Here is an 18,586-nt window from a genome sequence, read left to right on the forward strand (position 1 = left end):
CAAGTTCAGCAGAAAAGCCGGTCCTCGTGGCCGGCTTTTTTGTGCGCATTTTTCGATGAGCAAGGTTCAGTCCTTGGTGCTGTGCCAAGGACGATCAGTCTTCAGGCGGCAGCCGCATTCTGCGCTAGCAGTCTTTCGACAAGTGCCGCATCCAGAGCCTCATAGCTGTCGATTGTCACATCCGGTCCAAGCTCTGCCATAGGCACGTCTGTATAACCGAAGGTCACGCCGATGGACGGGATCTTGGCATTTTTCGCCGCCAGAATGTCGTTGACGCTGTCACCCACCATAATGCTGCGCCCCGCGTCGCCGCCGGCTTTTTCTATGGTTCCGAGAATGTGGCGCGCGTCCGGCTTGCGCCACTCGAATGTGTCTCCACAGGTAATCGTCGCAAATCGATCCTTCAGTCCCAGTTTTTCCAGCAAAGGGATCGCCAGAACCGATGTCTTGTTGGTGCAGACTGCGAGTTCAAAGCCTGCAGCAGTGAGGCGATCCAGTGCCTTGAGGACGCCAGGGTAAGGCTTGCTGTTGCCCGGCATCTCTTCCCTGTAGTGGGCAATGAAACGTTCGTGCAGGGGCTCCGCATCTTCCGGGGGCAACGCCTTGTTTCTTAGCGCAAATGCCCGTTCGATCATGACGCGAACGCCTTGGCCGACAAGATGCGTCAGGTCGTTGAAGGTGACCGGTGCAAGGCCTGCAGCAGCAATCGTGTGGTTCAGGCTGTCGATCAGGTCAGGGGCCGTGTCGATCAGCGTTCCATCGAGATCGAAAATAACAAGGGGTGCAGTCAAAGAGGAAACCTCGTCTGTCGTGTTGATAGTGCGAGAACCTAACGCATCGCGCAGGAAATCGAAACGCTATTCGACATCTGGACGAAGCCTGAGCAGCGCTTTCGCACTTTTGCTTTAACCGCTTGAGGCTGCGGGCCTGATCTCAGCCGGCCGAAACCACTGAATGGTCTATTTTGAAGCAGCAAAAGGGGCTTTCGTTTGACTTTCTAGACGTGTAAACACACGCAGTCACAAAGGCTGGCAACCGTCATTTGGTGCTTTCCGATGTACAATCACAATGGTGATCTCGTGCGGATGTTCGTCGCACGGCGATGAGTAAAGCGGAGTTGCAGGCGCATGGATGCCCGCGAAATGAAGATCAAGGCCGCAGAGGCTGCACTTGCCCATGTTGAAGACGGCATGCGTCTTGGCATCGGAACGGGCTCTACTGCGGAAGAATTTGTCCGCCTGCTTGCCGAAAAAGTATCGAACGGCCTCAAAGTTCAAGGTGTTCCGACATCGGAGCGCACAGCGCGTCTATGCGTCGAGCTTGGCGTTCCGCTGAAGTCTTTGGATGAACTGCCCGAACTCGATCTCACGATTGACGGCGCCGACGAGGTCGATCACGGTCTTCGACTGGTCAAGGGCGGTGGCGGTGCTTTGCTGCGGGAGAAGATCGTCGCGGCCGCGTCGGCGCGCATGATCGTGATTGCGGATCAGACGAAGGTCGTCGAGACACTGGGCGCCTTTCCGCTTCCCATCGAAATCAATGCCTTCGGCCAGATTGCAACCCGTATTGCCATCGAAAAACTGGCGTCCAAAATGGGCCTTTCGGGCGAGTTGAAGCTACGTTCTTCCGAAGACGGACCGTTCAAAACCGATGGTGGTCATCTCATTTTCGACGCATCATTTGGCCGTATTCCTGATGCAGAAGCGCTGGCACGTCAGCTGAATACGATTCCAGGGGTCGTCGAGCACGGACTTTTCATTAATTTGGCATCGCTTGCCATCATCGCTGGGCCGGATGGCGCCCGCGTCATGCAAGCGAAAATATAACAGGAGCGAGAGAGTTCATGGGTAAACTAGCGGGACTGGGCAAAGCTGCCGCTGCTTCGATCCTTTTTTCCGGCCTTGTGTTCGGCACCGCCGCACGCGCGCAGGAAATTTCTGCAGATCATATCGCTGCTGCAAAGCAGGCAATCACGGCTCTGGGCGTGACCGATCGCTTCGACAACATTCTGCCGGGTCTTGCTGAGCGTCTGAAGTCTGAACTAATCCAGTCGTCGCCGAACGTCGAAGACCAGATCACTGCGACCGTCGATGCCAAGGCGCTTGAACTCGCACCACGCCGCGCCGATCTGGAACGTGAAGCAGCGCTGACCTATGCTCGCGCTTTCTCGATCGATGAACTGAAAGCCATTTCGACGTTCTACAGCAGCGAAGCTGGCAAGAAGCTTCTCAAGGATGGTCCGATTGCGACACGCGAACTGATGAAGGCCGCCGATATCTGGGCAGCTGGCATCAACCGCGATCTCAACGCGTCGAGCATGGCCGAGCTTCAGAAGGTTGCGGGTGCCGACCTCCAGCCGCTTCCAGCGAACGAAAACAATGTTGGTGGTGCGCCAGGCGCGCCGGCTGCTCCGGCCGCGGCTCCTGCGCCAAAGCCATGATTGCTGGCTGATCGATCATTATTTTTCAAAGCCCGGAAGAAATTCCGGGCTTTTCTTTTACAGCTACCGACACCTATATGAGCATCAAGAAAACGCTTGGGTCTTGCGCGTTTCTTCGGTGCGCAGCTTGGCGTAACGAGCTGATTTTTCACGCTAAGATTGTCGATGCCGTATGCGGGTCTCGGCCGATGACAGGGGTTTATGATGACATCCTATGATTACGATCTTTTTGTTATTGGCGGCGGCTCCGGCGGTGTGCGCAGCGCCCGTGTGGCAGCTTCGCTTGGCAAGCGCGTCGGCATTGCTGAGGAATATCGTTACGGAGGCACCTGCGTGATCAGAGGCTGCGTGCCGAAGAAGCTCTTCGTCTACGCGTCGCAATACCCTGAACATTTCGAAGATGCCGCAGGGTTTGGCTGGACCGTCGGGAACGGTACGTTCGACTGGAAGAAGCTGATTGCCGCCAAGGACAAGGAGATCGAGCGCCTCGAAGGCCTCTATCGCAAGGGCCTGGAAAACGCCAAGGCGGACATCTTCGACAGTCGGGCGGAACTCGTCGACGCACACACGGTGAAGCTTCTCAGCACCGGGCAGACGGTGACCGCGGAACGCATCGTCATTGCCGTCGGTGGCACGCCGAATGTCCACACGTCACTGCCGGGTCACGAGCTGACCATCTCTTCCAACGAGGCGTTTCATCTGGAAGAACTGCCCAGATCGATCCTGATCGCCGGTGGCGGTTATATCGCCGTCGAGTTTGCCAACATCTTCCATGGCCTCGGTGTCGAAACGACGCTGATCTATCGCGGCAAGGAAATCCTTAACGGCTTTGATGGCGACATGCGCAAGGGTCTGCATGAAGCAATGGAAGCCAAGGGAATTCGCATAATACTGGAAGACGTAATCCAGGAAGTTAGCAAGGACGGGGCAGGCGGCTTCATGGCCCGCACCAAACAGGGCGCCTCGATCCATGTCGGCCTAGTCATGCTGGCGCTTGGGCGCGACCCCAACACCAAGGGTCTAGGTCTCGAAAAGGCAGGCGTCAAAACCAGTGAAAAGGGCGCGATCGTCGTGGACGAGTATTCGCGCACCAATGTCCCTCATATCTACGCGCTGGGTGACGTCACCGATCGGGTACAATTGACCCCGGTCGCCATTCATGAGGCCATGTGCTTCATCGAGACGGAGTTCAAGAACAATCCGACCAAGCCCGATCACCATCTGATTGCCACGGCCGTGTTCTCACAGCCGGAAATCGGCACCGTTGGCCTCTCGGAAGAACAGGCTGCAGCCAAGTTCGAGGAAGTCGAAGTGTACCGTGCGCAGTTCCGTCCGATGAAGGCGACGCTCTCCGGTCGTCAGGAAAAGACGATCATGAAACTCCTTGTCAACGCCGCTGATCGAAAGGTCGTCGGTGCGCATATATTGGGTCACGAGGCCGGCGAGATGGCGCAGCTTCTCGGCATCACGCTGAAGGCCGGTTGCACCAAGGATGACTTCGACGCCACCATGGCCGTGCATCCGACGGCCGCTGAAGAACTGGTGACGATGTATTCCCCAAGCTATCGGATCAAGAACGGGGAAAGAGTATAACCGGGGTCCGTTGGTCTACTGGCGCCTCCTGAGCGCCTTCAAACAATCGCTCGTTGCGCTTCAAAAGCGCGGCGAGCCGGTCGATGGCCACCCGCATTTCGGGCGTATGACGATCGTCATCGTTGACGGTGATCCACAGCGAGTGCCCGAGTTCTTCGATGATGTCGCCGTCTCGCACCACGCCGGGTAGGGCGTCGCCGATATAGGCGGGCAAGACCCCCTTGCCAGCCCGGCTCTGGATTAGGCGCGGCAAAAGCGCCGGCGCATTTGTCCATGTGTGGATCATCTGCTCCCGGTTGCGAAAAACCCACATCTCCGCGTCCGACGCCGCGACTTCCGTTCCGATCGAAATCCAGGGCGCGGATCCCTCCTGGTGAAGTTCGTTCGATCGGTAGACGCAGTAATTGACGGTGACGGACTTGCGCACAGCAAAGTTGCCGTGCTGCGGAGGGGCGTCGAAAACCCCGATCATACCGCGTCGGAATGTCAGATCGTCGTCGGGTCCGAAGTGCTTGCAGCAAAGCCGAAAAGCGTCTTCCGGTCCACGAATGGCACTGGTGTTTTCGGCGATGAAACCCATCAGCCAAATATTGCTGGAGATCGAGACGATTGGCAGCGAGAAGGCGTCACCGTGCCACTGGCTGATCTCTGCCGCGGTCCTTCGCATATGTTGAACCCGTTCGAACAGGCTCACCCCATCGGGCGCAAGCTTGTAGCCCTGCTGGCTGCGGATGAAAAGCGTGCGCCCCATCGTCCTTTCGAGAAAGAGCATCTTGCGTCCAATCGTCGGCGCACTGATGCCGGTGAGACCGGCCGCGCCTGCCAGGCCACCTTCGGTCGCAACGATATGGAAGAGTTTCAGATCGTCCCAGTTCACGTCTGTCATGGCAAGCTCCCTGGCTGATAGGTCATTTATAGCCCGATCGATGCCGCGTTGCACCGTTAGGCACTGAAACGCGCGTTTCATTCCTGCATCTACGCCGCCCGCAGCCTCTGCCTTACTTCCTCTCGAGTAACAGGAGGAAGACCATGCTGCCGGAAACGATGTTTTCGATGGAGAGAGTGGCTCGTGCCAGCGTCACGGAGCGAAAGCGGGAAGATGATCACCGATGGGAGACATGGCCATCGACCCGTCTTGATCATTTCGCCGTGTATCTCTGGCAGCTTGTGCAGCGGTCGTGCAATCGCGACCGATCGTAAAAAACGACAACGTCAAGCACTGGGGCTTCAATGCAAGGATAATCGAGAATTCCGAGCGCTTTCCTAGGTCTAAAAGCGTCGGTAATTGACTAGGCAAGTTCCCTGCAAAGGTTTATAAGCCGCTCAATTTTTAAAGGAGCGGACGCCCGCGCAATCTTCGGGCGGGGAGACAGGTGAGTAGAATGGCACAGAATTGGACGCCCGGTAGCTGGAGACAAAAGCCCATCCAGCAGGTTCCGCAATATCCTGACGCTGCTGCGCTGGCAGCAACGGAAGCCCAGCTTGCAAGCTATCCTCCGCTGGTTTTTGCCGGCGAAGCCCGGCGTCTGAAGAAACAGCTTGCTAGCGTTGCCGAAGGCGAAGCCTTCCTTCTGCAGGGTGGCGATTGCGCGGAAAGCTTCCTGGAGCATGGTGCCGACAATATCCGTGACTTCTTTCGTGCCTTCTTGCAGATGGCCGTTGTGCTGACCTATGGCGCACAGCTGCCTGTCGTGAAGGTCGGCCGCATTGCCGGTCAGTTTGCCAAGCCGCGCTCGTCCAACATCGAAGCGCAGAATGGCGTGGAACTGCCCTCATACCGTGGCGACATCATCAACGGCATCGAATTCAACGAGGGCTCCCGCATTCCCAATCCGGAGCGCCAGCTGGATGCATACCGCCAGTCGGCTGCAACGCTGAACCTGCTTCGCGCGTTCGCGATGGGTGGATATGCCAATCTGGAGAACGTGCATCAGTGGATGCTTGGCTTCGTCAAGGATTCCCCGCAGGCGGATCGCTACCGCAAGCTTGCTGGTCGCATCTCCGAAACGATGGACTTCATGAAGGCGATTGGCATCAGCGCGGATAACAACCCAAGCCTCCGCGAAACGGACTTCTTCACCAGCCACGAAGCGCTGCTTCTTGGCTATGAGGAAGCGCTAACCCGCATCGACTCCACCTCCGGCGATTGGTACGCGACCTCCGGACACATGCTGTGGATCGGTGACCGCACGCGCCAGCTCGATCACGCGCATGTGGAATATTTCCGCGGCATCAAGAACCCGATCGGTCTGAAGTGTGGCCCGTCGCTGCAGCCTGACAATCTGATCCAGTTGATCGACGCGCTTAACCCGACCAACGAGGCAGGACGCCTGACGCTGATCTGCCGCTTCGGACACGACAAGGTCGCAGACCACCTGCCGAAGCTGATCCGCGCCGTCGAGAAAGAAGGCCGCAAGGTCATCTGGTCCTGCGACCCGATGCACGGCAACACCATCACGCTCAACCATTACAAGACGCGCCCATTCGAGCGCATTCTCTCGGAAGTGGAGAGCTTCTTCCAGATCCACCGCGCCGAAGGCACGCACCCGGGTGGCATCCACATCGAGATGACTGGCAAGGACGTAACGGAATGCACCGGCGGTGCGCGCGCCGTGACCGCAGATTCGCTGTCCGATCGCTACCACACGCACTGCGACCCGCGCCTCAATGCCGACCAGGCCCTGGAACTGGCGTTCCTCCTGTCCGAGCGCATGAAGAGTGGTCGTGACGAAAAGCGCCTGGCCGTCGCCAACGCTTGAGTTTGTAGACATGCCAACAATGCAAAAGCCGCCGGAGCGATTCGGCGGCTTTCTTGTTTCAAAGAAAATCACTGAACCAACACAGGCTGCATGCAACGTAAATCCGTCACCCGCACATCCGCTTCGCCAATCTTCACGCCCAGCACCAGTAGGGTGTTATAGAGGAGCTCATCAATCGGTTTCGTCGCAGCACCCAGCGTGTCTGCAAGCGCTGCCTGGAGAACTGTGGGTGAGCCGATCGTCAGGAAAAGCACGTTGATATCGAGGTCGAGCTTCTTCAGAAGCGAAGTGACCAACGATGTGGTGACATCCTTTGTCGAGACCTGTTTGATCTTTCCAAGCTGGATTTCCGATTGATAGAAAGTTAGTCGGCTCTTCGTCATGTTGCCGCTGTTGATCTGCGCCATGCCGTTGATCTTGAGCACGGCAGAATCGATGATCGACGCTTTGGTGACGCGGGGCGCGCGGCCGAAATTGTTGAATGCACTTGTGTCGACAGTCCCAAGCGAAATCTCAGCAAGGCCAGGGACGACGTCGATGTCGACCGCGCCGTTACCCGGTGTCATGCAGCGGATATCAGCAAGCCTTGCTTCCGCATTGGCCACCTCGACATAAAGAGGGATGCGAATTTGCAGGCCAAGAAGTGCTTTCAGACCCGTTACAGAAGTCTCGACGGCAAGGCGTGTCTGCGCCGTTCGAACGACCGTGCCCGATGCGCCGACGGCAAGCGGAGGCGTGCTGACGGGAGGCTCGCCCACCGCCAGCGTGATCTTGGTTGCGGCAAGACCCGGAACTGACGCGCCTGCATTGATCGCAATCTGCTGGTTTCCATTACCAGCCACCGCTGCGGCCGAGATGATATCAAAGACACCTGCTGTGACCTTGAGGTTTTCGCTGTTGCCGACCATCGAATCCAGAAACGGTCCGAGGTTGACGATTTTTTCCAGAGGAAGACTGATGCTGCTCTTGTTTGCCGTCCGCTCAAGAGTTTTCACCGCTGCTGCGACAGAGGGAGACAGGCCGGCCGTGCGGCTAAGCGCGCTGAGGAACTGGCTGACGGTAACATCAGTCGCCAGCACCTCGCGATAGGTGCCAGCCTGGAGGTCGAGGTCGACTGCCAGAACGTCAATCACCTTCAACAGATTGACGTCGGTGCTGACAAGTGCCTGATAGTCCATCAGCTTGAGGCTGACGGAGGAACCCAGGAGCCCGCTGAGAAGTGCGTTGAGGATGCCTTCATTGAGGGAAAGCAGACGTGAGCCTACAGAGAACGCCGCTATACGTTGCGCCGCGGCGGTGCCGATTGCCGAAACCTTTGGTGAGGTCGTAAAGCTCGACGCAAAATAGAGCTCTCCTCGTTCGACGATCTCTACCTTTACTGCATTGGCTGGAGTGGCGTTGGCCACGAACCGCTGGCCGACATCGGTATTTGGGTCCGGCACATAGCGCCCTTTGGTGATCTCGGCATAACCGTCCATTCCAGGTACGTCGCCATTGATGTCGATGGGCACGATCCCGGTATCGGTCAACACGCCAGCGGGAATCTTCACGCCAAGCTTTTTGCCGTTGAGCTTGAAGTGCTGCAACACGGCCTGGTCGGGGTTGGGTGCGCCGGCAGCGGAAATAGCGGCGAGGTCCGCGGTTTGCTGAAGCTCCCGCTTTTGCAGCGTCAACGCGCCATAATCGACGCCGAGTGCCAGAATGCCGGCAAAGAGCGGAGCAGTAAGGCCAGCCATGATAGCGATGTTGCCGGATGTGTTCTTCCACAGACGCGACTGCTGAAGTTTTGCTCCGTTCATGTCAGACCCCTCCGATCCGGATAGTCGAGAAACGCTTGATGGTCTTTTCTGGAAGGGCGTAGGAGTAGAGGCTCCAGATCGGTAGCTCTGTGGCATCATACTCCACGGTCACGGTGAACTGGTTGCTGTTGCTGAGATCGCTGCCGACCGTCACATTGAAATAGCGCTTGTCCATGAAGGCGTAGCTCAGAGCGCTGCGCGATACGAAGTCCTTTGCCAGCGCTTCCCGTTCATTGTTGTTCAATCCGGCGATAGCGGTTCTGGCTGCATCCGCCGCAACCTGCTGCACGGAGTAGGCGGTCATCAGGTAGATGCTGTAGGCAATCATGGTCAGTAGGACCAGCAGAAATATTGGCGCAATAATCGCAAATTCGACGGTAGATGAGCCCGCACGATTACGAAGCATTTTTGCCATAAGTCCCATGGCATCCTCCGATACGCTTGTTGCGTTATTTTCGGAAATGCTAATTCAACCAGGTTGCTTTTTTCTTAATGACAAAGCTCTTGGTTGTGTATCACTTTGGGATGGCGACAATATACCTTCATAAGTAGAGACAATGATCAGTCACCGCTATCCGCCGTTACAGGTTACGTCACATATGATTTCTGAAACAGGCGGCCGATCGCAGCTAAACGCTGTTACAGCGAGTGGTTGAGAGCGAGAGTTGGCAGTTGTGGAACCCACCTTCTACCATTTGCATTTGTGGGCCGTAAGGAGAATGCACATGGACGATTTAAAGAACCAGCCATACACCGTTGAGCAGCTTCAGCAGGCATATGCTCTAAGCCTGCCAAAGGCCGTTGAGGTCTTGGACCGGTTTGGCGGCGATCGGTCATTGATCGACAAGATGATGAAGCGGTGCTCACACCGAGAGAGTGATCGTCACTAATCATACAAGCAGGGGGCGGGTTCTTTACCGGCTCCCCTACAATCACCATACGCCGACCTCAGCCCCTTCCAGAGGCGCTAGGCCTCAGGGGAAAGGCTTTTAGCTGACGATGGACATCATTGACCATCTCAGATCAGCCGCAGACCTCTGAAGCTCACATGCCCGTCCTTGCCGATAATGATATGATCATGCACGACAATGCCAAGCGGCTTTGCCGTGTCGATGATGGTCTTCGTCATATCGATATCGGCCTTGGACGGTGTCGGGTCCCCGCTGGGATGATTGTGCACGAGGATGATGGCGGTTGAGGAAAGCTCCAGAGCGCGCCTTACAAGCTCGCGTGGATAGACGGGCGTGTGATCAACCGTGCCCTGTCCCTGTACCTCATCGGCAATCAGCACGTTGCGCTTATCGAGGAAGAGAATGCGAAACTGTTATAAGTAATTGATTTTGCGTAGTTACGTACCTTGGCTTCTGAGGCAATTGACCAGCCCCTATGTAACCGCCAGCATTCCTTCATCATCACGCAAGAAGGAGAAACCATGCAACATCAGAACGACAAAACAACTGCGCCGGGTACAGGCCAAAATCAGCGCGAGGGCGGCGGCATGAATGACCAGGCTTCCGAATTCGCCAAGTTTCTAGTCGAAGAATACAGGGACATTCCCGAGCAAGACCGAGTGAGAATCATCCGCGCGCGCTTTCCCACTATCGATGAGAATGCATTTATGCGCGCGTTCGCCATCGCCGAAGAGATTGCCGTTGCAGACGCAATGAGCGTCGTCGCCTAGACCACCCAGCCCAACATCGTCAACCACATGCAACGCCCAGCGCTGCTGGCGAGAGGAGAAGTTATGACTGACAACAATAATTCCACCTACGAGACCGCACCCCTGTTCACCGATGAACACTTCAAACAGACCGATCAGCAGCCTGTCGACATTTGGGATACCCCCCCCCAGTTTCACGCAAGGTGATGGGGATGTGAAGGTTTGGCTTTTCGACAAAAAGTCCATGCCTCGGGGGCTTGCAGGCCGGATCAATGTTGAGGAATGGCCTAACGATGCGTCCGTCAAAAACCTAACGGACATACTTCAGCCCATGAGCGAAGTGGATGACCGGTTCATCTTGAGCCCCAAGGCATGCGCCGGGATGCTTAGGCGGGCCGTGAAGCGGGGGAAGACCATTCCACCGAAGCTTAAAGAGGCAATGGAATACGTGGCGAGCAGGAGCGAACCGGACGCCTCTTGAAGTTCTACGCCTGCCGACGCCTGCCGGCCCTTACCAACCACCACCACACCACAAGAGGAGACCACATGCCCGCAATTTTCACCACCGAAGGCCTGACGATCAATTCCGAACACGTCGTCCAACATCAACATCTCCGCAGCGGACTAACGAAGATTCTTTTGTCTACGGGAGGAGAGCAAACCGCCAAAGTAATCGGAGACATCGAAGAAGCCTTCTATCCTGTCGTGCCAGCAAACCCTGGCCACGCCGCGGTGTTTGTCGATCAGTGGAAAAACGAATTCCATTACCGCATACGGTCCATCATCGCGTGGCGAGTATGTCCTGGCGGCAACTTTCCTTTCTTCGCAACCGATGGGGATCACGTTGATAATTACGAGGCACTAATCGATCCGTTGGGTGGCGTCAGCGACGACGAGGGGAACACCGGCATGACCCTCGACGAGTGGAAGAAAGCCTTCGAAGCGCGGGTTCTGGCTGGCCAGAAAGAATCTGCATGAAGATCCTATCCCTACGCCGCCCTTTCGAGGGCGGCAATACCATTGCTCGGTTTGATGCCGAGATAGCTCCCGGCATAAGAGCCTACGGCCTTAAGCTTGTTCAATCACAGAAGGGGCTGAGAGTCTTCGGCCCATCTATCGCTGGCGGTTCCGCCGTCACAATGGAACCGGTGATCGCTGATCGCCTCGCTGAGATTGCAATGAGGGAAGTCGCCCGTGGCCAAACTACCGCCAGTATCAACGACGCAGCCTAAGCCCGACGCCTCTGGCTATTCACATCCTGGTTCGCCGTGGCGCATCGGCGATCGAGTCATCCACACCGAATACGGCGAAGGCACGGTCATTTACCCCGGCAACTTCATGTCGCGCGTGGAGTTCGACCGCCTCGGCGATACCCGGATGGTGATGACCGACTACCTAACGACAGTAGACGGTAAAGCACCAGTTCGCCCGGTCGCTGCAAACGACAACGTTCCTGCAGGTCCATCCTTGTCTATCTTCGACTGGACGGTCGATCGATTCAAGGGTGAGCCTCCCGAGGTTTCTTATCTCGTCGACGGCGTCATGCCAGCAGGCGTGCCAGGCATGGTCTCGGCTATGGGCGACACCGGCAAATCGTACGCAATGCTCGAGCTTCACCGACGCGTTTCTTTCGGTTCGAGCATCTACGACAGCCCGATCTTTGGCGGACGAGTTACCGCGCAAGGCACGTCGGTAATGATCACGAGCGAGGATGACGCAAGCGAGGTTCACCGGCGCATCGCTGCGCTTGATCACCGCGAGCACAGGTTTTCCGAGCTCGGGCGCAAGATGATCGTCGTACCTCTTCCTTCAGCCGGTGGCGCGCAGGCCTTTTGGATGGATGATAGGAAGAAGGGTTTGCAGGAAACCGAGCACTACCGGCGCATATGCGATCAGCTGGCTGAGATAGATGATCTCCGACTGGTGACATTCGATCCGTTGTCGAGCTTCGCGCACCTCCCTCTGAATGAAGACCCGGCCGCTGGCCAATTCGTATGCACGTCGCTGTCTCGCCTCGCTACTGAGACCGGCGCGACGGTTCTGGTTGCGCACCACATGCGAAAAACGCAAAAGCCCATTGAAACGCTTGGCGATGCGCGCGATAGCATCCGAGGCAGCACCGCTTTGGTCGACGGCCTTCGTCTAGCCTATGCTATGTGGCCGGCGGAAGAAGCGAGGGCGCGCAAGGTCTGCAGGGCTGTCGGCGTAGATTTCGTGCCGGGTAGAGTGGTGCTCGGCGGCGTCGTGAAAGCGAACGGCGCAGCTCGACGCATCATCTCGACCTATGTCCGCAATGAGCATGGTCTTCTGGTCGACAAGACGGCTTTGCTCGGTTCATCCACGCCGTCAACCGGCGACTTGATCGGAGCGCTAGTGGTGACGGTTGAGGCCGCAGCCAATGCCGGATCCCCGTTCACAAAGTCGGGTGCAAGCGGCGTGTTCGAGATGCGGGAACGCCTGCCGGATGAACTCAGGAGTCTGTCGAAGACCAAGCTGCATGGGCTGGTCGATGATGCGCTTGGCAAGGGGTCGATCGTGCGTACGGCTGCCAAGGGAGAGAAAACTGCCAAATGGCTTGATGTGCCTGGTGGGCACTTTGCTCATGGTCTGGGAACATTCACGACCGGAGCGGTTAGGATTTGAAGGGAGAGGGCGGTCGTAAGGCCGCCCTTTCATTTTTGATTATCTGCCACCTGGACGCTTAGATGCAGCGCGCCCTCCGCAATCTGTTGCATGATGACCTGCCACTAGAGTCTATGCCCGCAAGCGATCCCTGGATAACGCGATGAAAGCCTGCCATGATGCGTCTTTCTTCTTCGCTCTGTCGCGAAAATGCGTGATCACTTTGTCAATTATGCTTGAACCAGGAGCCGCAGCTTCCATCAGGCCAGTTTTCATCCACTGAACGCCAATCTGGGTCAAGGAACTGCTCTTCACATACTTTCTCAAGCTCTTCTCCATCAACGTTTTCAATTGAGCGTTCACTTCTCGTTCAATTTCAACAATTTCTCCGTTGTCTAAGCGAGAGGTGTGTCCAGCCATCCATTTTCGAAAATGCGCCATGAGTTCATCTTGGCGAACCTCTTCTATGGCAGGATGATAAGGGCCATCCGCATTTATATAGTCATAGGTGTGGTCGACTTGGATAAGTTTAGTTGCTAATTCAACTTGGTCATGAGCAATCAGGTTGCGGCTTTGATCTAAGCTTCCGAACGGTGACGCAACATAATCTTCCGTAAACGGATGAAGCGCTAAGTCAAAATCATATCCTGTGAGCTTGGCTACTATTGATAGATCTACGGCCAATTCGCGTGGCGAGAACATATGTCCCGCACCGAACTCAAACAATCCGCGCCCTCCGCGGCCGTGGTTATCGTAAGCTTTTGTTTTGATTTCAGGATCGTAGTGCTGGAGAAGATCGTCCCAACCTTCGAGCATTTGCCGGTCGAGCGCGGATTGAAGCTCGGCACTGACTGCTTCAGTCTCATGTCGGAAGTTGCCTCCCAGAATGGCTGGATTGACCTCCCGCTCTAAGAATTTAACGTACGGCAGGGACCGCATATTTGGGGGGCACTGGTCGGCAGAAACAAACCAAATTTCATCGTAGAGGATGAACATCCCGGTAGCTCCGTAGAGCATCGTTTTAGGAGGTTCCCGGCCTGTTAGGCCAGTGTAGTTGTACGCAATAGGGCTACTCAATCCGACAAGAATTCGCTTCATTTTTTCATCCGTTCATTATCCGATAAGGACGCTAGCCTATGCCCGACTAGCTAAAAGGCGCCGAGCATTTGGCGTAAGACCTAAGCTGCCAGTTCTGCAAGGCCGGCAATATTTGTTCTGGAGATACACGCGATATACTGCGGATCATGCCAGATGCAAATTTGTGATACGGTCAAGATGTTGTTTCTACATAAGAATTGGGAACAATTTATTTCTCGCCTGACGTTCTTCGCTCAAGAACCGCTCCAAAGAGGACAAAAAAAGTCTCGTGTCGCCAAAAAAGTTAGGATAGGCCTTCTGCAGATCCTTGATAGAATCCACCGAGACCAATACCGCTTGATTTAAGGTGCCCGTGAATCGCTTTTCCGCCTCTGCGTAGTCGACCTTCGCAGCCTCAGACATTCTAGTGGGGTAGGAGGTCATTTTCACAGCACTTGTCTCAGGCATCAATTCCAGCAGATACCAATAATCTTTGCCGTTCATATACCCTTGCATCTGTCGACCGATTCTTGCGTAAGATCTCAACATGTAGGCGACATTCAAATCATTCGATAGATCAGCCAACTCCTCTCGGAGCTCCGTTACTGATGTTGGCGTACTTGGCACCAGCGGCTGCCGTTCGTAAAATGCGTGAACGGATCCCATAAGCGAAAAGAAACGACGCCATTTTTGAGTGCCGCTTCCAAACTTTACGTTTTCGCCCGTGAAGGCATCCACGGTCTCCACGGCAGTCGCCCAAGAATGTTGCAACTTTGTTCGGATCTGGACTTCTATACGCAAGTTGTTCCAGGGAGATGCTGTAGCACGACCTGCAAACCTGTAGCGCATATGTATGCTCCGATAACCATCTTCTTTTGGTGTATCGATGTAATTGTCGATTTTATTCAGGGAATGCCGGAGGGGTCTGTCAACATAAAGCCGCAACACCTTACCTAAATTACCCATTCCACCTACGACCGCTCTGCAGCCACCGACGTCCTGCATCTGCGACATCTGCATCGTAGGGCGACGTCGAAGCTTTCTCAGAACTGATTCAAGGCGCTTCAATCGCTGTGCTGTAATAGCATCCTTGTCCACAGAGAGTATTCTGTTTCTCAACGTCGTGTTCAGCGCATTGAGCGGGTAGCTGTGCGCGGCCCTCCAATTGGACAACAATTGCAAACCTTCTACCCATTCGTCCGCGGCGCAATCAGGCTGAAAGAGACGCGCGCAAGCCTTGTCCAGCCTGTTCATGGAGCACGATGGTTTTTCGTAAGCCAATGGGATCACCTTATCTAGTTACACCAGATCAAGGCTCAAAGACTTGGCAGGTGAGGTGACGCCATTGTCCCTACCGCAGAATTGTTCGTCAATGGCAATGCAACCCGTGCCCACATGATTTTCAACCCAAGGTAACACCAGAATACCTCATTAAATATCCTTTCAGTACCCGTGCACATCCGGGCGGAGACACCTGCACAGCGCCCAATTTCCATGGCCAAAAACCCGTTCCCGACATTTCTGGGAACGGCCGTTCCCGTGGGAACGGGAACGGTAAGTGATTGATATCATTCAATAACACGTTCCCGTTCCCGGCGTTCCCACCGTTTCCGGGAACGGCTTAACTATATGATTTCATTGACGTTCCCGCGTTCCCGGCATTTGCCCTTACTACGTAAGGGGAGGCGTCTGGGAACGCCATCCCCCGTAGATAGGTTGGGAAGAGCAGCGGCCTAGCGGTTCGGCTTGGACTTGATCAGAGCATTTGAAAAAGCCTGAATTGCCGCTTCTCGGTCAGCTTCCGCCATCTGTTGAGCGATAATCGCGAAGTCACTTTTGTGGATGCACACCGCCAGTCGTTCCCGCTTCTCCTCGGTCCCCATATCGAACCGAATTTCGACACCAGCATCCTTGTAGCCAGTTGGCGGCCTCGATTGCTCTAAGAAGACTGACGCTTTCCCAGGATGGTTGCTGTTGCGATATGCAAACGATTTCTTGAGCTGCATGTGGCCTCCGAAGATGATGGTCGATAGTGCATCGGCGCTCAGGACACCGCAAAAATATTTGCATTAGGCACCGGACTTTTCCCAACGAAAATCTAAAAATACCTTCGAAGACTTTGGGGGTATCGATGCACCATTTGGAACAGCGCGTCGCGCGCGGGAAGCGCGAGGATCTAGCGGACTACTGCTTGCGCGTAATAGCGCATCACTGCACATCAGACATCCCTGGCGTGAGGGAGGATATGATCGCGGAAGTGCTCGCTTACTACCGTGACCGCCTCGTTGAGCACGTTGAGGAGAGGGAGCGCGCTGCGGCTATCAGCGATCGCCGCCACCTCGATGCAAGGCTAGCCGAGGTGACCAAAGAGCGCGACAAGTTCAAAGTTGCATACACAACGCTCAAAGAAAACACGCCGACGTCGATCCCGGTCAGGGAGGCGGAGGAGGGCTGCCGCAAGGCATTCAACCTCGCACGAGAAAAGGCGGCGATTTTGATGGAGGACGAGGGAGGCCAGCCAACATCCGCCTCAGAAGCAATCAGAGCAATTCCAGATGCCAAACCACGATGGAGCCGCGCATGATGATCCCAGAAGGTTACTACTGTTCGCCAATGTTCCCGGGCGTGCTGTTCAAGCGCCGAGATGCACCAACGGTTTCGGCCGAAGATCCACCGGTCCGGACAACAGTCGAACACCGCGCCGCAGTGGAAAAATGGCGCAAGAGCGCGCCTGCCAACGATAGCGACATTTTTGGCAAGAAGCCAAAGACGGATGCGCCACGTCACCGGGGCTTGGGCGCTATGAGCGGGCTGCTCGCGTTCCGTAATAGGCCTTTAGGCGTGGCCGAGGGTGGTGACGTGAAAATGAAGGGCTTCTCCGCTCTAGCCACAAACTGGTCGCTTGTGCCCGCCAACGACAACGCGCCGCCAGAGGATGGTTTTGGCAACGAGCGGGCTGTGGAGTACGAACCTAGCATCCAGCTGATCATGGAATCGGCAGCTAGGATCGAAACACGGGAGAGGGCCGAGCCGTCGATGCTCAATCCTACGAACAACCGTGAAATCCACTCGGTACCGATTGGCGGCTCGGTTGAGTACGGCTCGTACACCGATGACGATGGCAAGAAGCACAAATGCATTGTCCGGCTCGGCTCGCTTCGTTTCAGCGACGGATCGCAGAAGGAGAAGGGTCAGAAGCTGGTTTTCGGCGAGGCTGTTGATGCCGAAATCCGGATGCCCGTCGGCGCAATGTTGGGGTGCATTGAGAAATCGGCCAGAGACAAGGGATCCGAGATCGACGAGACGGGTAGCAATGCGCACTATCGATGGATGGTGAAAGGTAAGTCCGCCAAGCAACCGAAGAAGAAGGATCGATCGAAGAAGCGCGTCGTCATGTCGAAGATGGAAGCGAGAGCTATGCTTGCGGAGGCGATCAAAAACACACCTGTCATGCCAGAGGTGAAGAAGGCGCCGGACGGCTTTCCCTACGGCCCAACAGCGCTGCGTCAGTTGTTTATTGCCGGCCGCAAGGGCAAGAACGGCGAGAAAGGCTCGCAGGCCTGGGAAGATATCGCCGTCGAGAGCGAAAATAAGAAGCAGTTCGAAATCGCGCTTGAGAGCCTGCTAGATAGCGACGTCGGAATCCTTGCCGATGCTGTCGACGCCAAGAGCCTGGCGCAGCTTGGCGAAGCTCGTGGCTATAAAGGACGCCATGCCGTCGATGCCGGCCGGTCTCTCCTGAGGGCGGCAAACGACAATTTCGAGCGTGCGCTGGCACTGGCGCAATATGCCGCTGAGGCTTGAAGGGAAGAAAAATTCCGCTCATCCACCTATACAGGTGAAGGGGCTGAAAAGCCCCACACCACTCCGGATGCACCGAAGTTGCGACGGACGCTCGGCCAGCGATGAGCCGGGCGTAACTATCTCGTGGAGTAAACTGAGGGCCAGGACGTTTATGCCTTGCTCAAGTGTACTGATCCCACCACGCCATGTAGACTGAATGAACAGGCTCGAACGGAGACACGCTAATTGGCCCTTGGCTCGGAAAGTAGCGCTGCTCCCGCCGTTGAGAGCAGTACTTTTTGAAGAGGGTGTGTTTTCGATCCTGCTTAATCCGCTCTTGGAGCATGCGCTCTAGTTGCATTGCTTCGTCGAGCTTAAGGCCGTTAGACAAAATGACTAGATATTGATAGCCGTGGAGTCTTCCGTACTCAGAAAGCCTGTTCTTCAGCGGCCTCCGCGTGTATCCTATCATGTACTCAGCAACATATTTCGACGCGGCAATGCACCATACGGTGTCGTAGTATTGATCTATTGTGCTGCTTCGTAACAACTCTGCCTCCCGAATCGGTTTTTTTAGAGGCCTATTGTCGTTGCACCACCATGTTTCGCAATCCCATGCGCGTTCTCCTCCGCAGCGTGGGTTCATGCGGCCCGTTCCCCATCGTGGTTGAGCGGGCCGCTTTTGTTTCTAAGGGCGTATCGCCTAACGGTAAGGCAACGGTCTCCAAAACCGTCGATGTTGGTTCAACTCCAGCTGCGCACCGCCATTCAACTTCTAGGGCCGCATAGGCCTCATCGAAAAGAACGCCGGGATGATGACCTAGCGTGCTTTTCCGGAGACAGCCATGACCGA

The 18,586-nt window shown here is 55.7% G+C and carries 17 protein-coding genes, 1 tRNA gene and 1 pseudogene; 11 read left to right on the forward strand and 8 right to left on the reverse strand.

Going from position 1 to position 18,586, the window contains the following annotated elements; translation table 11 throughout:
- Nucleotides 1–101: 101 nt before the first annotated feature.
- A complete protein-coding gene (gene gph, locus WKI41_RS07010) occupies nt 102–791 on the reverse strand; it encodes a phosphoglycolate phosphatase (protein WP_340192764.1) in 690 nt (229 codons plus the stop codon).
- 336 nt (nt 792–1,127) lie between these two features.
- Here gph and rpiA point away from each other — a divergent pair, with 336 nt between their 5' ends.
- The 3 genes from rpiA to gor all read left to right on the forward strand — a co-directional run bounded on the left by rpiA (nt 1,128) and on the right by gor (nt 4,033).
- Nucleotides 1,128–1,826: a ribose-5-phosphate isomerase RpiA gene (rpiA, locus tag WKI41_RS07015; RefSeq protein WP_112952472.1), complete on the forward strand. Its 699-nt coding sequence runs from the start codon at nt 1,128–1,130 to the stop codon at nt 1,824–1,826.
- Nucleotides 1,827–1,843: 17 nt separating this feature from the next.
- Nucleotides 1,844–2,440: a DUF2059 domain-containing protein gene (locus tag WKI41_RS07020; protein WP_340192766.1), complete on the forward strand. Its 597-nt coding sequence runs from the start codon at nt 1,844–1,846 to the stop codon at nt 2,438–2,440.
- A gap of 204 nt (nt 2,441–2,644) precedes the next feature.
- Nucleotides 2,645–4,033, forward strand: coding sequence for a glutathione-disulfide reductase (gene gor, locus WKI41_RS07025; protein WP_340192767.1), 1,389 nt, complete (start codon nt 2,645–2,647; stop codon nt 4,031–4,033).
- On the opposite strand, the gene WKI41_RS07030 is transcribed toward gor, so the two are convergent.
- On the reverse strand, nt 4,011–4,919 hold the full coding sequence (locus WKI41_RS07030; protein WP_340192768.1) for a LysR family transcriptional regulator: 909 nt from the start codon (nt 4,917–4,919) through the stop codon (nt 4,011–4,013). The genes gor and WKI41_RS07030 overlap by 23 nt on opposite strands.
- Before the next feature lie 496 nt (nt 4,920–5,415).
- Between WKI41_RS07030 and WKI41_RS07035 the strand changes: the two genes are divergently transcribed.
- Nucleotides 5,416–6,792, forward strand: a complete 1,377-nt coding sequence (locus tag WKI41_RS07035; protein ID WP_340192769.1) for a class II 3-deoxy-7-phosphoheptulonate synthase — start codon at nt 5,416–5,418, stop codon at nt 6,790–6,792.
- Between the two features lie 68 nt (nt 6,793–6,860).
- On the opposite strand, the gene WKI41_RS07040 is transcribed toward WKI41_RS07035, so the two are convergent.
- Together WKI41_RS07040 and WKI41_RS07045 are read right to left on the reverse strand one after the other, a co-directional pair.
- Nucleotides 6,861–8,591 (reverse strand): TadG family pilus assembly protein, encoded by a 1,731-nt coding sequence (locus WKI41_RS07040; RefSeq protein ID WP_340192770.1) that lies wholly within the window; start codon nt 8,589–8,591, stop codon nt 6,861–6,863.
- A gap of 1 nt (nt 8,592) precedes the next feature.
- Complete coding sequence (locus WKI41_RS07045) at nt 8,593–9,015, reverse strand: TadE/TadG family type IV pilus assembly protein (protein ID WP_340192771.1); 423 nt, start codon at nt 9,013–9,015, stop codon at nt 8,593–8,595.
- Nucleotides 9,016–9,316: 301 nt separating this feature from the next.
- On the opposite strand from WKI41_RS07045, the gene WKI41_RS07050 reads away from it, so the two are divergent.
- The gene (locus WKI41_RS07050) at nt 9,317–9,481 is read left to right on the forward strand and encodes a hypothetical protein (RefSeq protein WP_340192772.1); all 165 of its coding nucleotides are present in this window, start codon (nt 9,317–9,319) and stop codon (nt 9,479–9,481) included.
- Between the two features lie 128 nt (nt 9,482–9,609).
- Here the strand turns inward: WKI41_RS07050 and WKI41_RS07055 are convergent.
- Nucleotides 9,610–9,915 (reverse strand): annotated as a pseudogene (locus tag WKI41_RS07055) (JAB domain-containing protein); the annotation flags it as partial.
- A 33-nt stretch (nt 9,916–9,948) separates the two neighbouring features.
- On the opposite strand from WKI41_RS07055, the gene WKI41_RS07060 reads away from it, so the two are divergent.
- From WKI41_RS07060 to WKI41_RS07070, 3 genes are all read left to right on the forward strand, one after another.
- The gene (locus tag WKI41_RS07060) at nt 9,949–10,272 is read left to right on the forward strand and encodes a hypothetical protein (RefSeq protein WP_340192773.1); all 324 of its coding nucleotides are present in this window, start codon (nt 9,949–9,951) and stop codon (nt 10,270–10,272) included.
- Between the two features lie 525 nt (nt 10,273–10,797).
- Nucleotides 10,798–11,229, forward strand: coding sequence for a hypothetical protein (locus WKI41_RS07065; protein ID WP_340192774.1), 432 nt, complete (start codon nt 10,798–10,800; stop codon nt 11,227–11,229).
- A gap of 216 nt (nt 11,230–11,445) precedes the next feature.
- Nucleotides 11,446–12,894 carry an AAA family ATPase gene (locus WKI41_RS07070; RefSeq protein WP_340192775.1) on the forward strand — a complete coding sequence of 483 codons (1,449 nt, stop codon included), beginning with the start codon at nt 11,446–11,448 and terminating at the stop codon, nt 12,892–12,894.
- A gap of 111 nt (nt 12,895–13,005) precedes the next feature.
- Here the strand turns inward: WKI41_RS07070 and WKI41_RS07075 are convergent, their stop codons facing one another.
- The 3 genes from WKI41_RS07075 to WKI41_RS07085 form a co-directional block, all read right to left on the reverse strand.
- Nucleotides 13,006–13,971 (reverse strand): hypothetical protein, encoded by a 966-nt coding sequence (locus tag WKI41_RS07075; protein WP_340192776.1) that lies wholly within the window; start codon nt 13,969–13,971, stop codon nt 13,006–13,008.
- A gap of 186 nt (nt 13,972–14,157) precedes the next feature.
- Entirely contained in the window at nt 14,158–15,231 is a 1,074-nt protein-coding gene (locus tag WKI41_RS07080) for a RelA/SpoT domain-containing protein (protein WP_340192777.1), read from the reverse strand.
- A gap of 452 nt (nt 15,232–15,683) precedes the next feature.
- Complete coding sequence (locus tag WKI41_RS07085) at nt 15,684–15,956, reverse strand: hypothetical protein (RefSeq protein ID WP_340192778.1); 273 nt, start codon at nt 15,954–15,956, stop codon at nt 15,684–15,686.
- 125 nt (nt 15,957–16,081) lie between these two features.
- Between WKI41_RS07085 and WKI41_RS07090 the strand changes: the two genes are divergently transcribed.
- The 3 genes from WKI41_RS07090 to WKI41_RS07100 all read left to right on the forward strand — a co-directional run bounded on the left by WKI41_RS07090 (nt 16,082) and on the right by WKI41_RS07100 (nt 18,500).
- A complete protein-coding gene (locus WKI41_RS07090) occupies nt 16,082–16,534 on the forward strand; it encodes a hypothetical protein (RefSeq protein ID WP_340192779.1) in 453 nt (150 codons plus the stop codon).
- Nucleotides 16,531–17,754 (forward strand): hypothetical protein, encoded by a 1,224-nt coding sequence (locus WKI41_RS07095; protein WP_340192780.1) that lies wholly within the window; start codon nt 16,531–16,533, stop codon nt 17,752–17,754. The genes WKI41_RS07090 and WKI41_RS07095 overlap by 4 nt, the downstream gene beginning before the upstream one ends.
- A gap of 671 nt (nt 17,755–18,425) precedes the next feature.
- A tRNA-Trp gene (locus WKI41_RS07100) sits at nt 18,426–18,500 on the forward strand.
- Nucleotides 18,501–18,586 lie beyond the last annotated feature (86 nt).

This window comes from Agrobacterium larrymoorei (genome assembly GCF_037722385.1).
GTDB classification, from domain to species: domain Bacteria; phylum Pseudomonadota; class Alphaproteobacteria; order Rhizobiales; family Rhizobiaceae; genus Agrobacterium; species Agrobacterium larrymoorei_C.

What these genes read in the sequence shown, in the direction of transcription:
- rpiA (WP_112952472.1), top strand. Translation starts at nt 1,128, where the DNA reads ATGGATGCCCGCGAAATGAAGATCAAGGCCGCAGAGGCTGCACTTGCC.
- WKI41_RS07020 (WP_340192766.1), top strand. Translation starts at nt 1,844, where the DNA reads ATGGGTAAACTAGCGGGACTGGGCAAAGCTGCCGCTGCTTCGATCCTT.
- gor (WP_340192767.1), top strand. Translation starts at nt 2,645, where the DNA reads ATGACATCCTATGATTACGATCTTTTTGTTATTGGCGGCGGCTCCGGC.
- WKI41_RS07030 (WP_340192768.1), bottom strand. Translation starts at nt 4,919, where the DNA reads ATGACAGACGTGAACTGGGACGATCTGAAACTCTTCCATATCGTTGCG.
- WKI41_RS07035 (WP_340192769.1), top strand. Translation starts at nt 5,416, where the DNA reads ATGGCACAGAATTGGACGCCCGGTAGCTGGAGACAAAAGCCCATCCAG.
- WKI41_RS07040 (WP_340192770.1), bottom strand. Translation starts at nt 8,591, where the DNA reads ATGAACGGAGCAAAACTTCAGCAGTCGCGTCTGTGGAAGAACACATCC.
- WKI41_RS07045 (WP_340192771.1), bottom strand. Translation starts at nt 9,015, where the DNA reads ATGGGACTTATGGCAAAAATGCTTCGTAATCGTGCGGGCTCATCTACC.
- WKI41_RS07050 (WP_340192772.1), top strand. Translation starts at nt 9,317, where the DNA reads ATGGACGATTTAAAGAACCAGCCATACACCGTTGAGCAGCTTCAGCAG.
- WKI41_RS07065 (WP_340192774.1), top strand. Translation starts at nt 10,798, where the DNA reads ATGCCCGCAATTTTCACCACCGAAGGCCTGACGATCAATTCCGAACAC.
- WKI41_RS07075 (WP_340192776.1), bottom strand. Translation starts at nt 13,971, where the DNA reads ATGAAGCGAATTCTTGTCGGATTGAGTAGCCCTATTGCGTACAACTAC.
- WKI41_RS07085 (WP_340192778.1), bottom strand. Translation starts at nt 15,956, where the DNA reads ATGCAGCTCAAGAAATCGTTTGCATATCGCAACAGCAACCATCCTGGG.
- WKI41_RS07090 (WP_340192779.1), top strand. Translation starts at nt 16,082, where the DNA reads ATGCACCATTTGGAACAGCGCGTCGCGCGCGGGAAGCGCGAGGATCTA.
- WKI41_RS07095 (WP_340192780.1), top strand. Translation starts at nt 16,531, where the DNA reads ATGATGATCCCAGAAGGTTACTACTGTTCGCCAATGTTCCCGGGCGTG.